The sequence below is a fragment of the Streptomyces sp. JHA26 genome (genome assembly GCF_002005565.1).
In the GTDB taxonomy this organism is placed as follows: domain Bacteria; phylum Actinomycetota; class Actinomycetes; order Streptomycetales; family Streptomycetaceae; genus Streptomyces.
The window spans coordinates 1-13233 of record NZ_BDJC01000021.1 but is presented as its reverse complement, the minus strand read 5'-3'; the positions used below and the strand labels follow the sequence as shown (position 1 = coordinate 13233).

General features: G+C 70.9%; 10 protein-coding genes. All 10 read left to right on the top strand.

The window, feature by feature from the left end:
- The first annotated feature begins 296 nt into the window (after window positions 1-296).
- The 10 genes from uvrC to JHAT_RS15080 all read left to right on the top strand — a co-directional run bounded on the left by uvrC (window position 297) and on the right by JHAT_RS15080 (window position 12931).
- The gene (gene uvrC, locus JHAT_RS15125; protein WP_077798691.1) at window positions 297-2360 is read left to right on the top strand and encodes an excinuclease ABC subunit UvrC; all 2064 of its coding nucleotides are present in this window, start codon (window positions 297-299) and stop codon (window positions 2358-2360) included.
- Window positions 2357-3373, top strand: a complete 1017-nt coding sequence (gene rapZ / locus JHAT_RS15120; protein WP_077798690.1) for an RNase adapter RapZ — start codon at window positions 2357-2359, stop codon at window positions 3371-3373. The genes uvrC and rapZ overlap by 4 nt, the downstream gene beginning before the upstream one ends.
- Window positions 3370-4461 carry a uridine diphosphate-N-acetylglucosamine-binding protein YvcK gene (yvcK, locus tag JHAT_RS15115; RefSeq protein WP_077798689.1) on the top strand — a complete coding sequence of 364 codons (1092 nt, stop codon included), beginning with the start codon at window positions 3370-3372 and terminating at the stop codon, window positions 4459-4461. Before rapZ ends, yvcK begins: the two co-directional genes overlap by 4 nt.
- Entirely contained in the window at window positions 4452-5441 is a 990-nt protein-coding gene (gene whiA, locus JHAT_RS15110) for a DNA-binding protein WhiA (RefSeq protein ID WP_077798688.1), read from the top strand. Before yvcK ends, whiA begins: the two co-directional genes overlap by 10 nt.
- Before the next feature lie 277 nt (window positions 5442-5718).
- Window positions 5719-8673, top strand: coding sequence for a M14 family metallopeptidase (locus JHAT_RS15105; RefSeq protein ID WP_077798687.1), 2955 nt, complete (start codon window positions 5719-5721; stop codon window positions 8671-8673).
- A gap of 225 nt (window positions 8674-8898) precedes the next feature.
- Window positions 8899-9906, top strand: a complete 1008-nt coding sequence (gap, locus tag JHAT_RS15100; protein ID WP_077798686.1) for a type I glyceraldehyde-3-phosphate dehydrogenase — start codon at window positions 8899-8901, stop codon at window positions 9904-9906.
- A 143-nt stretch (window positions 9907-10049) separates the two neighbouring features.
- Window positions 10050-11261 carry a phosphoglycerate kinase gene (locus tag JHAT_RS15095; RefSeq protein ID WP_077798685.1) on the top strand — a complete coding sequence of 404 codons (1212 nt, stop codon included), beginning with the start codon at window positions 10050-10052 and terminating at the stop codon, window positions 11259-11261.
- Window positions 11262-11266: 5 nt separating this feature from the next.
- Window positions 11267-12043, top strand: coding sequence for a triose-phosphate isomerase (tpiA, locus tag JHAT_RS15090; protein WP_077798684.1), 777 nt, complete (start codon window positions 11267-11269; stop codon window positions 12041-12043).
- Between the two features lie 113 nt (window positions 12044-12156).
- On the top strand, window positions 12157-12393 hold the full coding sequence (secG, locus tag JHAT_RS15085) for a preprotein translocase subunit SecG (protein ID WP_077798683.1): 237 nt from the start codon (window positions 12157-12159) through the stop codon (window positions 12391-12393).
- 250 nt (window positions 12394-12643) lie between these two features.
- The gene (locus tag JHAT_RS15080) at window positions 12644-12931 is read left to right on the top strand and encodes an RNA polymerase-binding protein RbpA (RefSeq protein WP_007448238.1); all 288 of its coding nucleotides are present in this window, start codon (window positions 12644-12646) and stop codon (window positions 12929-12931) included.
- The last annotated feature ends 302 nt before the right edge of the window (window positions 12932-13233 follow it).

Below are 13233 nucleotides of genomic sequence, written 5' to 3'. Positions count from 1 at the left end.
CGCAGGGGAGGTCCTCACATCCGTACGCCGCGGCTTCAGGGCCCCGAGTTCCCCCGCATTGAAGCGTGTCGGTCCGGTCCCGACAACACCTGGAGCCGGTCCGCGGCGCACACCTGGCCGAGAACGCACCGGTCCGCCTCCCGGGGGCCACCGGGCGTGACCGACCGGCCCCGGACGGTCCCCGGGCGGTCCCCGGACGGCCTCCCGCGAGGCCGGGCCGCGGGTTGTCCACAGGCGGCCGTGTCCGTCGTCCACAGCCCGCCGGACTGTCGGTCCCCGCCAGTAGGGTGTGAGTCATGGCCGACCCCTCCAGCTACCGCCCCAGGCCGGGAGAGATCCCGGACTCCCCGGGGGTGTACAGGTTCCGTGACGAGCACCGTCGGGTGATCTACGTCGGGAAGGCGAAGAGCCTGCGCCAGCGCCTGGCGAACTACTTCCAGGACCTGGCGAACCTCCACCCCCGCACCCGCAGCATGGTCACCACCGCCGCGTCGGTGGAGTGGACGGTGGTGTCCACGGAGGTCGAGGCCCTGCAGCTGGAGTACTCCTGGATCAAGGAGTACGACCCCCGCTTCAACGTCAAGTACCGCGACGACAAGAGCTACCCCTACCTCGCGGTGACGATGAACGAGGAGTTCCCGCGCGTGCAGGTGATGCGCGGCCACAAGAAGAAGGGCGTGCGCTACTTCGGGCCGTACACGCACGCGTGGGCGATCCGCGACACGGTCGACCTCCTGCTGCGCGTCTTCCCGGTGCGCACCTGCTCGGCCGGTGTCTTCAGGAACGCCGCCCGCACCGGCCGCCCCTGCCTGCTCGGCTACATCGGCAAGTGCACCGCGCCGTGCGTCGAGCGGATCTCCGCAGAGGACCACCGGGAGCTCGCGGAGGAGTTCTGCGACTTCATGGCCGGCCGCACGGGCACGTATCTGCGCCGCCTGGAGAAGCAGATGGCCGAGGCGGCCGAGGACATGGAGTACGAGCGGGCGGCCCGTCTGCGCGACGACATCGGGGCCCTGAAGAAGGCCATGGAGAAGAGCGCGGTCGTGCTCGCCGACGCCACCGACGCCGACCTGATCGCCGTCGCCGAGGACGAGCTGGAGGCGGCCGTCCAGATCTTCCACGTCCGCGGCGGGCGCGTGCGCGGGCAGCGCGGCTGGGTCACCGACAAGGTGGAGGACATCACCACCGGCGCCCTCGTCGAGCACGCCCTCCAGCAGCTCTACGGCGAGGAGAAGGGCGACGCCGTCCCCAAGGAGGTCCTGGTCCCGGCCCTGCCCGAGCCCGTCGAGCCGGTGCAGCAGTGGCTCACCGACCGCCGCGGCTCGGGCGTGTCGCTGCGCGTCCCGCAGCGCGGCGACAAGAAGGCGCTCATGGAGACCGTCCGGCGCAACGCCCAGCAGGCGCTCGTGCTGCACAAGACCAAGCGTGCCTCCGACCTGACCACGCGCTCGCGCGCCCTGGAGGAGATCGCCGACGCCCTCGGCCTGGACAGCGCCCCGCTCCGGATCGAGTGCTACGACATCTCCCACCTCCAGGGCGACGACGTGGTGGCCTCCATGGTCGTCTTCGAGGACGGACTGGCCCGCAAGAGCGAATACCGCCGTTTCCAGATCAAGGGATTCAGCGGTCAGGACGACGTCCGTTCCATGCACGAGGTCATCACCCGCCGCTTCCGGCGCTACCTCGCCGAGAAGGAGCGGACCGGCGAGTGGGCGGACGCGGACGGCGAGGAGCTTCCCGACGGCGAGACCCTCAAGGACGAGGACGGCCGCCCCAAGCGCTTCGCCTACCCGCCCCAGCTCGTCGTCGTCGACGGCGGGCAGCCGCAGGTCGCGGCGGCCCAGCGGGCCCTGGACGAGCTCGGCATCGACGACATCGCCGTCTGCGGCCTCGCCAAGCGGCTGGAGGAGGTCTGGCTGCCCCGCGAGGACGACCCGGTCGTGCTGCCCCGCACCAGCGAGGGCCTGTACCTGCTCCAGCGGGTCCGCGACGAGGCCCACCGGTTCGCGATCACCTATCAGCGCACCAGACGCGCCAAGCGCTTCCGGTCGAGCCCCCTGGACGACGTGCCCGGCCTGGGGGAGACCCGCAGGCAGGCGCTGATCAAGCACTTCGGTTCGGTGAAGAAGCTCCGGTCGGCGACGGTCGACCAGATCTGCGAGGTACCCGGCATAGGCCGCAAGACGGCCGAGACGGTCGCCGTGGCCCTCGCCCGGGCGACCCCGGCCGCGCCCGCCGTGAACACGGCGACCGGAGAGATCATGGAAGACGACGACGGGGTACCCGGGACGACGGAGGATGTCCCGGGGGAGCCCGTGCCCGCGGGCACCCCGGACGAACGACGGGGGCAGGAGAGATGACCGAGCACGACGCACAGCCCGCAACGGGACGAGAACAGACCCATGCCACGGCCGGAGGGGGAGCGGACCCGCAGACGGCCCGTCCCGACGGACGCCAGGACAACGGAGCACAGGTGAGTACGGCCAAGGAAACAGCCGGGGCGCACGAGGCGGCCATCCCCGAGCTGGTGATCATCTCCGGCATGTCCGGGGCCGGCCGTTCGACGGCCGCCAAGTGCCTGGAGGACCTCGGCTGGTTCGTCGTCGACAACCTGCCGCCGGCGCTGATCCCCACCATGGTGGAGCTGGGCGCCCGCTCGCAGGGCAACGTGGCGCGGATCGCGGTCGTCGTGGACGTCCGCGGCCGGCGCTTCTTCGACAACCTGCGCGAGTCCCTCGCCGACCTCGACGCCCGCGGCGTCACCCGGCGGATCGTCTTCCTGGAGTCCTCCGAAGAGGCACTGGTGCGCCGCTTCGAGTCGGTGCGCCGCCCGCACCCCCTCCAGGGCGACGGCCGCATCGTCGACGGCATCGCCGCCGAGCGGGAACTGCTGCGCGAGCTGCGCGGCGACGCCGACCTGGTGATCGACACCTCCAGCCTCAACGTGCACGAGCTGCGCGCCAAGATGGACGCCCAGTTCGCCGGCGAGGAGGAGCCCGAGCTGCGGGCCACCGTCATGTCCTTCGGCTTCAAGTACGGCCTGCCGGTCGACGCCGACCTGGTCGTGGACATGCGCTTCCTGCCCAACCCGCACTGGGTCCCGGAGCTGCGCCCGTTCACCGGCCTGAACGAGGAGGTGTCGTCGTACGTCCTCAACCAGCCGGGGGCCAAGGAGTTCCTCGACCGCTATGCCGAGCTGCTCCAGCTGATCGCCGCGGGCTACCGTCGTGAGGGCAAGCGCTATGTGACCGTCGCCGTCGGCTGCACCGGCGGCAAGCACCGGTCCGTGGCCGTGTCGGAGAAGCTCGCCGCCCGGCTCGCCGCCGAGGGCGTGGAGACGGTGGTCGTCCACCGGGACATGGGACGGGAATGACACGACGTACTCCGCGGCTGAGCAGGCTGCGCCGGGTGATGCCCGAGGGGCGCGGCGGCAGATCCGCCGACGCCCGCGCCGCCCGGCCCGAGCAGACGCGCGGCGGCAAGCCGCGCCGCCGGGGCACCCAGCCCAAGGTCGTCGCCCTCGGCGGCGGCATGGGCCTGTCCGCCTCGCTCGCCGCACTGCGCCGAATCACCGGCGACCTCACCGCCGTCGTCACCGTGGCCGACGACGGCGGTTCCAGCGGGCGGCTCCGCGACGAGCTGGGCGTCCTGCCGCCCGGCGACCTGCGCAAGGCGCTCGCCGCGTTGTGCGGCGACGACGACTGGGGCCAGACCTGGGCCCGCGTCATCCAGCACCGCTTTCAGTCCCAGGGCGACCTGCACGAGCACGCGGTCGGCAATCTGCTGATCGTCGCCCTGTGGGAGCAGCTCGGCGACCACGTCCAGGCCCTCGACCTGGTCGGCAAGCTGCTCGGCGCGCACGGACGCGTGCTGCCCATGTCCGCCGTCCCGCTGGAGCTCCAGGCCCTGGTCAAGGGCCACGACCCGGACCGCCCGGAGGACGTCGACACCGTACGGGGACAGGCCACCGTCGCCCTGACCCCCGGCGAGGTGCAGTCCGTGCACCTGGTGCCGAACGACCCGCCCGCCGTCCCCGAGGCGGTCGAGGCCGTCCTGGACGCGGACTGGGTGGTGCTCGGCCCCGGCTCCTGGTTCTCCTCGGTCATCCCGCACCTGCTCGTGCCCGACCTGCTGGACGCGCTGGTCGAGACGAAGGCGCGCCGGGTGCTCTCCTTGAACCTCGCCCCGCAGCCCGGAGAAACCGAGGGCTTCTCCCCGCAGCGTCATTTGGAGGTTTTGGGACGACACGCCCCTAAACTCGCCCTGGACGTGGTGCTGGCCGACGAGGCCGCCGTGCCCGACCGTGACTCGCTCACCGACGCCGCGAAACGGTTCGGCGCCGCGGTCGAACTGGCTCCGGTCGCCCGGACCGACGGGACCCCGAGGCACGACCCGGAGCTGCTGGCCGCCGCGTACGACCGTATTTTTCGGATGCATGGAAGGATCGGCCCATGGCGATGACGGCAGCGGTGAAGGATGAGATCTCCCGGCTCCCCGTCACCCGGACCTGCTGCAGGAAGGCGGAGGTCTCCGCCGTTCTGCGGTTCGCCGGCGGCCTTCACCTGGTGAGCGGGCGCATCGTGATCGAGGCGGAGCTGGACACCGCGATGGCGGCCCGCCGGCTCAAGCGGGACATCCTGGAGATCTTCGGGCACAGCTCCGAGCTGATCGTGATGGCGCCGGGCGGGCTGCGCCGCGGCTCGCGCTACGTCGTACGGGTGGTCGCTGGCGGTGACCAGCTGGCCCGGCAGACCGGTCTGGTGGACGGCCGGGGCCGGCCGATCCGCGGCCTGCCGCCGCAGGTGGTCTCGGGGGCCACCTGCGACGCCGAGGCCGCCTGGCGCGGGGCCTTCCTGGCGCACGGCTCGCTCACCGAGCCCGGCCGTTCCTCCTCCCTGGAGGTGACCTGCCCGGGCCCCGAGGCCGCCCTCGCCCTGGTCGGCGCCGCTCGCCGGCTGTCGATCGCCGCCAAGGCCCGTGAGGTGCGCGGCGTGGACCGGGTCGTCGTCCGCGACGGCGACGCGATCGGCGCGCTGCTCACCCGGCTCGGCGCCCACGAGTCGGTGCTGGCCTGGGAGGAGCGGAGGATGCGCCGCGAGGTGCGGGCCACCGCCAACCGCCTCGCCAACTTCGACGACGCCAACCTGCGTCGTTCGGCCCGCGCGGCCGTCGCCGCCGGCGCCCGGGTCCAGCGGGCCCTGGAGATCCTCGCCGACGACGTGCCCGAGCACCTCGCCGCCGCCGGCCGACTGCGCATGGAACACAAGCAGGCCTCCCTGGAGGAGCTGGGCGCCCTCGCCGACCCGCCGCTGACCAAGGACGCCGTCGCCGGCCGCATCCGCCGCCTGCTGGCCATGGCCGACAAGCGGGCCTCGGACCTCGGCATCCCGGGCACGGAGGCCAACCTCGGCGAGGAGCTCGCCGACAACCTCGTCGGCTGACGGGAGGCGGGGCGACGGCCCCCCGCCCGCACCGACCGCCCGCACCGACCGCCCGCACCGACCGCCCGCACACGTACGGGCCCTTCCGCACACGGACAGACCCTCCGCACGCGTACGGGACCCTCCCCGCACGAGCCGTCGGACAGTCGGTGCCGGCGCCCGCTCGGGTGACCGGCACCGGCTTCCGCGTGTCCTTACCGCGCTCTTGACTCGATCATGAGGTGTCATGAGCCTGGCATCTGTTCGCTGCTGTGGCGGACCCACGCTAGGGGGGTTCATGAGACGAAGAGCGAGATCGATCCTCGCTGTCGGCGCGCTCCTGATCGGCGGAGCGAGCTTCGCACCCATCGCCCAGGCACGACCCGCGGATCCGGGGACCCCGGACGCGGACGAAGTGAAGGTCTTCCGCGCCGACGTCACCCAGGAGCAGGTACCCCTGCTGCTGGCCGCCGGCCAGGACGGCCACGAACTCGGCGAGCAGGTTCCCGACGAGGGAACGGCCGCCGTCGAGGTCTACCTCACCGACCGGCAGGCCGAGAAGCTGGAGAAGAAGGGCGTCGACCTCACCGAGCACACCCTCTCCACCCGGACCGAGGAACGCGTCGAGGCCGCGGCCGACGGCGTCTTCCGCCCCTACAGCGGCAGCGGCGGCCTCCGGGAGGAGATCCTCCGCACCGCCCGGCAGAACCCCGGCCTCACCAAGGTCGTCTCCATCGGCAAGACGGTCAGGGGCCAGGACATCCTGGCGCTCAAGCTCACCAAGAACGCCAAGAAGTCGAAGGACGGCTCCAGGCCCTCCGTCCTCTACATGTCCAACCAGCACGCGCGCGAGTGGATCACCCCGGAGATGACCCGGCGGCTGATGCACCACTACCTGGACAACTACGCGAAGGACCGGCGGATCAAGAAGATCGTCGACTCCACCGAACTGTGGTTCGTCCTGTCGGCCAACCCCGACGGCTACGACTACACCTTCCAGGACCCCGCCAACCGCCTGTGGCGCAAGAACCTGCGCGACGTCAACGGCGACGGTGTCATCGGCACCGGCGACGGCGTCGACCTCAACCGCAACTTCGCCTACAAGTGGGGCTACGACGACGAGGGCTCGTCCCCCAACCCCACCAGCGAGACCTACCGCGGCGCGAGCCCGGGCTCCGAGCCCGAGACCAAGGCGCTGGACGCCTTCGAAAAGCGCATCGGCTTCACCTACGGCATCAACTACCACTCCGCCGCCGAACTGCTCCTCTACGGCGTCGGCTGGCAGGTGGCCACGAACACCCCGGACGACGTCCTGTACAAGGCGCTCGCCGGCACGCCGGACAACTCCGCGATCCCCGGCTACCACCCACAGGTCTCCTCGGAGCTGTACACCACCAACGGCGAGGCGGACGGCCACGCGGCCAACGTCAACGGCATGGCGATGTTCACCCCCGAGATGTCGACCTGTCAGACCGCGTCCGACCTGGACCCCGACGACCAGTGGAACGCGCGGGACTGCCGGTCGGGCTTCAACTTCCCGGACGACGAGAAGCTGATCCAGCAGGAGTTCGCCAAGAACGTCCCGTTCGCGCTCTCCGTCGCCGAGACCGCCGCCCACCCGGACCGGCCGTCCTCCTCGGTGGGCCTGGACGCCGCCGACTTCACCCCGGCCCCCTTCACCACGTCGTACTCGCGCGGCGCCGACCAGGAGGTCTCGGTCGTCGTCCGCAAGGCGGTGCGCGACAAGGAGCTGAAGTACCGCGTCAACGGCGGACGCGTCCTCGACATGGCGCTGAAGCCGTGGCAGGGCGGCGAGACGTACGGCGGTGAGGACAACCTCTACTTCGACGAGTACCGGGCCGAGGTCAAGGACGGCGCCCCGGGCGACAGGGTCGAGGTCTGGTTCACCGGCGAGACGCGCCAGGGCAAGAAGGTCTCCAGCGAGCACTTCACGTACACGGTCGCCGAGCGGCCCCGCGCGGACGTCCTCGTCGTCGCCGAGGAGGGCGCGAAGGCCACGCAGACGCAGACGTACGTGGACGCGCTCGAGGCCGGCGGCGAGCGGGCCGCCGTGTGGGACGTCGCCACCCAGGGCGCTCCCGACGCGCTCGGCGTCCTCGGCCACTTCGACACCGTCGTCCACTACACCGGCGCGGCGACCCCGGGCAACGCCACCCAGCTCCAGCTGCGCGCCTTCCTCAACGAGGGCGGCCGGCTGATCGAGGCGGGCGAGCGGGCCGGCGGCAGCGTCGACCTCGGCGACGGCACCCCGTCCGACGACTTCAGCCAGTACTACCTGGGCGCCTACACCCGCACGTCGACCTCCGGCGCCACCGGATTCACCGGTTCCGGCAAGCTCGCCGGAACCGACGGAGCGCTCGGCGCCGCCCCGGGCAATCCGCTGGACACCGCCGGGACCTACAGCGTGACCTCGGACGAGCTGGACCCCGCGACCTACCCGCAGTTCGCGAGCGCGGGCGCCGGCGAGTTCGCCGGCACGGTGAACCCGTACGGGCCCTACGCCGGTGACTGGATGGTCGCCGCCGTCCACACCGACGACGCCTACAAGCGCCTCACCCGCACCGTCGACCTCACCGGTGTCACCGCCGCCGACCGGCCCACGCTGCGCACCCAGCTGCTGTGGGACACCGAGCGCGGCTACGACCACGCCCTGGTCGAGGCCCACGTCACCGGCGCCGACGACTGGACCACGCTGCCCGAGGCGAACGGCGCCACCGGCACCGCCGTGCCCACCGAGTGCGAGGCCGGGTTCTACATCAGCGACCACCCCTGGCTGGAGCACTACCTGACCCAGTCCGAGGACGGCTGCGCCGCGACCGGCACGACCGGGCAGTGGAACAGCCTCACCGGTTCCTCCGGCGGCTGGCGGCAGGTGGAGTTCGACCTGAGCGCCTACGCCGGCAAGTCCGTCGAGCTGTCCCTCGCCTACGTCACCGACCCCGGCACCGGCGGACGCGGCGTCCTCGCCGACGAGGCCTCGCTGGTCACCGGCTCCACGGCGACCGGCACCGAGGGCTTCGAGACCTCGCTCGGCGCCTGGCGGGTCACCGGGCCGCCCGCGGGCAGCCCCGCCGTCCTGAAGGACTGGACCCGCACCGGCACCCTGTTCCAGACCTACGGCGCGGTCACCACCGACGACACCGTGCTGCTGGGCTTCGGCCTGGAGCACCTCGCCGCGCCGGCCGACCGGGCCGCGCTCGTGCGACAGGCGCTGCGTGCCCTGGACGAGTGACGACGCGGTCCCCGGGAACCGACCACGTGTAGCGAAAACGGGTGATCGGTCCCCGGACCCGGACGGTCCGTACCCCTACTGGCGGGTACGGACCGTCGTGCCGGGTATGGGGCGTCTCGATGTCACCCCGGCCGCCTCGGAGAGGTAGGGTCGGAGGTGGTCGGGGACATCCCAAATACAGCTCGCCGGCACATCGGGCCGGCGTACCAACGAGGAGATCGGTTCGTGACGATCCGCGTAGGCATCAACGGCTTTGGCCGCATCGGTCGTAACTACTTCCGCGCGCTGCTGGAGCAGGGTGCAGACATCGAGATCGTGGCTGTCAACGACCTGGGTGACACCGCGACCACCGCCCACCTGCTGAAGTACGACACCATCCTCGGGCGCCTCCCGTACGAGGTCTCGCACACCGAGGACACCATCACCGTCGGCGACAAGACCATCAAGGTCCTCGCCGAGCGCAACCCCGCCGACATCCCGTGGGGCGAGCTGGGCGTCGACGTCGTGATCGAGTCGACCGGCATCTTCACGAAGAAGGCCGACGCCGAGAAGCACATCGCGGGCGGCGCGAAGAAGGTCCTCATCTCGGCCCCGGCCAAGGACGAGGACGTCACCATCGTGATGGGCGTCAACCAGGACAAGTACGACCCGGCGAACCACCACGTCATCTCCAACGCCTCCTGCACCACCAACTGCGTGGCGCCGATGGCCAAGGTCCTCGACGAGAACTTCGGCATCGTCAAGGGCCTGATGACGACGGTCCACGCGTACACGAACGACCAGCGCATCCTGGACTTCCCGCACAAGGACCTGCGCCGCGCCCGTGCCGCCGCGGAGAACATCATCCCGACCACCACGGGTGCCGCCAAGGCCACCGCGCTGGTCCTGCCGCAGCTCAAGGGCAAGCTGGACGGCATCGCGATGCGCGTCCCGGTCCCCACCGGCTCGGTCACCGACCTCGTCCTCGAGCTGTCCCGCGAGGTCACCAAGGAAGAGATCAACGCCGCCTTCCAGAAGGCCGCCGAGGGCGAGCTGAAGGGCATCATCGAGTACACCGAGGACCCGATCGTCTCCTCGGACATCGTCAACGCCCCGGCGTCCTGCACCTTCGACTCGTCCCTGACCATGGTCCAGGACGGCAAGAACGTGAAGGTCATCGGCTGGTACGACAACGAGTGGGGCTACTCCAACCGCCTCGTCGACCTCACGGTCTTCGTCGGCAACCAGCTCTGATCGACTCAGACCCAAGCGGCACCTCGAATGCGGTGGCAGGGCTCGGGCAGCGCAACGTCGCGCTGCCCGGGCCCTGCGTCGCGTCCGCAGCGACCAGCCCTCGTAGGATCACGAGCGAGCACGAGAACCCAGGAGCCCCCTGCATGAAGACGATCGACGAACTGCTCTCCGAAGGCGTCGCGGGCAAGCGCGTCTTCGTCCGCGCCGACCTCAACGTGCCGCTGGACGGCACCACCATCACCGACGACGGCCGCATCCGCGCCGTGCTGCCCACCGTCAAGGCCCTGGCCGACGCGGGCGCGCGCGTGATCGTCGCCTCGCACCTGGGCCGCCCCAAGGGCGCCCCGGACCCGGCCTTCTCCCTCGCCCCGGCCGCCGCCCGCCTCGGTGAACTGCTCGGCGCCGACGTCGCCTTCGCCGAGGACACGGTCGGCCCCTCCGCCGAGTCCGCGGTGGCCGGCCTCACCGACGGCCAGGTGGCCGTCGTCGAGAACCTGCGCTTCAACGCCGGAGAGACCAGCAAGGACGACGCCGAGCGCGCCGCCTTCGCCGACAGGCTGGCCGGCCTCGCGGACGTCTACGTCGGCGACGGCTTCGGCGCCGTGCACCGCAAGCACGCCTCGGTCTTCGACCTGCCCAAGCGGCTCCCGCACTACGCCGGGTACCTCATCGCCACCGAGGTCGGCGTCCTGAATAAGCTCACCGACGACGTCCAGCGCCCCTACGTGGTCGCGCTCGGCGGCGCCAAGGTCTCCGACAAGCTCGCCGTCATCGACCAGCTGCTCGGCAAGGCCGACCGGCTCCTCATCGGCGGCGGCATGGCGTACACCTTCCTCAAGGCCAAGGGGTACGAGGTCGGCATCTCCCTCCTCCAGGAGGACCAGATCCCGGCCGTCAAGGAGTACATCGAGCGCGCGGAGAAGAACGGTGTCGAGCTGGTCCTCCCCGTCGACGTCCTGGTCTCGCGGGAGTTCCCGGACCTGAAGACCAAGGCCCCGGCCAACCCCACCACCGTCGCCGCGGACGCCATCCCGGCCGACCAGGAGGGTCTGGACATCGGTCCCGAGACCCGCAAGCTCTACGCCTCGAAGCTCGTCGACGCGGCCACCGTCTTCTGGAACGGCCCCATGGGCGTCTTCGAGCACCCCGACTACGCCGAGGGCACCAAGGCGGTCGCCCAGGCCCTCGTCGACGCCCCGGGCTTCACCGTGGTCGGCGGCGGCGACTCCGCCGCGGCCGTGCGTACGCTCGGCTTCGACGAAAAGGCATTCGGCCACATCTCTACCGGCGGCGGCGCCTCCCTCGAATACCTCGAGGGCAAGACGCTCCCCGGCCTCGCCGCACTGGAGGACTGACCCCGATGACCACCCGCACGCCGCTGATGGCGGGCAACTGGAAGATGAACCTCAACCACCTCGAGGCCATCGCCCACGTCCAGAAGCTCGCCTTCGCCCTCGCGGACAAGGACTACGACGCCGTCGAGGTCGCCGTCCTGGTCCCCTTCACCGACCTGCGCTCGGTGCAGACCCTGGTCGAGCACGACAAGCTCAAGATCAAGTACGGCGCCCAGGACGTCTCCGCCCACGACGGCGGCGCCTACACCGGCGAGATCTCCGGCCCGATGCTCGCCAAGCTGCGCTGCACCTACGTCGCGATCGGTCACTCCGAGCGCCGGCAGTACCACGCGGAGTCGGACGAGCTGGTCAACGCCAAGGTCAGGGCCGCCTACAAGCACGGTCTGACCCCGATCCTGTGCGTCGGCGAGGAGCTGGAGGTCCGCGAGGCGGGCAACCACGTCGCCCACACCCTCGCCCAGGTCGAGGGCGGCCTCAAGGACGTCCCGGCCGAGCAGGCCGAGACGGTCGTGATCGCCTACGAGCCCGTCTGGGCCATCGGCACCGGCAAGGTCTGCGGCGCCGAGGACGCCCAGGAGGTCTGCGCGGCCGTCCGCGGCAAGATCGCCGAGCTGTACTCGCAGGAGCTGGCCGACAAGGTCCGCATCCAGTACGGCGGCTCCGTCAAGTCCGGGAACGTCGCCGAGATCATGGCGCAGCCCGACATCGACGGCGCCCTGGTCGGCGGCGCCTCGCTGGACCCGGACGAGTTCGTCAAGATCGTCCGTTTCCGCGATCAGTAGACCCGCCGGTGAGTAGGCGGTAGCGACGATACGTCGTACCCTTGCGGGGGCATGGTGGCCTGTTGCCACCGTGCCCCCGTCGTCCGTCAGAATCCGAGGAAGTTGGTCCAGCCGTGGTTTTGGGGTTCTCGATCGCCCTGATCGTCTTCAGCCTGCTGCTGATGCTGCTGGTGCTGATGCACAAGGGAAAGGGCGGCGGCCTCTCCGACATGTTCGGTGGCGGCATGCAGTCGTCCGTCGGCGGCTCCTCGGTCGCCGAGCGCAACCTCGACCGGATCACCGTGGTGGTCGGTGTGCTGTGGTTCGCGTGCATCATCGTGCTCGCCATGCTGATGAAGGCCAACAACTGACCTGCCCGGCACGCACTGCGCACGTAAGGCCCCATGTCCGGTACGCGCCCCGAGGCGCGGCCTATCATGGGGCCTGCGTCCGAGTGCGGGAGCTTGTAACTCCAACCACTGGACGCGCGTTGGGCCTTACGTAGACTGAGGCGCTCGCAGCGAAGCGAAACGCCGACTCGCTTCGCGGCACCATCACGCAGGGAGTTACACCGTGGCAAGTGGCAACGCGATCCGGGGAAGCCGGGTCGGGGCGGGGCCGATGGGCGAGGCCGAGCGTGGCGAGTCCGCGCCGCGCCTGCGCATCTCCTTCTGGTGCTCCAACGGACACGAGACGCAGCCGAGCTTCGCGAGCGACGCACAGGTCCCCGAGACCTGGGACTGCCCGCGCTGCGGTTTCCCCGCCGGACAGGACCGGGACAACCCGCCGGACCCGCCGCGCACCGAGCCCTACAAGACGCACCTGGCGTACGTCCGCGAACGCCGCAGCGACGCGGACGGCGAGGCGATCCTCGCCGAGGCGCTCGCCAAGCTGCGGGGCGAGATCTAGCACAGCGGTACAGCGGTCCGTCGTCGGCCGCTTCCCGTCTCCTTTCCGTCGTCCGCCCCTTCGGCTTTCCGTCCCTTCGGCTTTCCTTCTCCTTCGACCGTCCCCACCGCTGATCAATTAGGTTGGAAACAGCCGGGACAGCTGGGACACAAGGAAGAAGGCTGAAGTCCGACATGAACGCAGACGGCCGTACCAGGCTCGACCAGACGCCCGAATGGACCGCGCTGGCGGCGCACCGCGAGGAACTCGGCGAGGTGCGGCTGCGCGACCTGTTCACCGCCGATCCCGGACGCGGCACCGGA

Excerpts from the sequence above, each read along its gene's own strand:
- uvrC (WP_077798691.1), top strand. The coding sequence starts at position 297 with ATGGCCGACCCCTCCAGCTACCGCCCCAGGCCGGGAGAGATCCCGGAC.
- rapZ (WP_077798690.1), top strand. The coding sequence starts at position 2,357 with ATGACCGAGCACGACGCACAGCCCGCAACGGGACGAGAACAGACCCAT.
- yvcK (WP_077798689.1), top strand. The coding sequence starts at position 3,370 with ATGACACGACGTACTCCGCGGCTGAGCAGGCTGCGCCGGGTGATGCCC.
- whiA (WP_077798688.1), top strand. The coding sequence starts at position 4,452 with ATGGCGATGACGGCAGCGGTGAAGGATGAGATCTCCCGGCTCCCCGTC.
- JHAT_RS15105 (WP_077798687.1), top strand. The coding sequence starts at position 5,719 with ATGAGACGAAGAGCGAGATCGATCCTCGCTGTCGGCGCGCTCCTGATC.
- JHAT_RS15095 (WP_077798685.1), top strand. The coding sequence starts at position 10,050 with ATGAAGACGATCGACGAACTGCTCTCCGAAGGCGTCGCGGGCAAGCGC.
- tpiA (WP_077798684.1), top strand. The coding sequence starts at position 11,267 with ATGACCACCCGCACGCCGCTGATGGCGGGCAACTGGAAGATGAACCTC.
- JHAT_RS15080 (WP_007448238.1), top strand. The coding sequence starts at position 12,644 with ATGGGCGAGGCCGAGCGTGGCGAGTCCGCGCCGCGCCTGCGCATCTCC.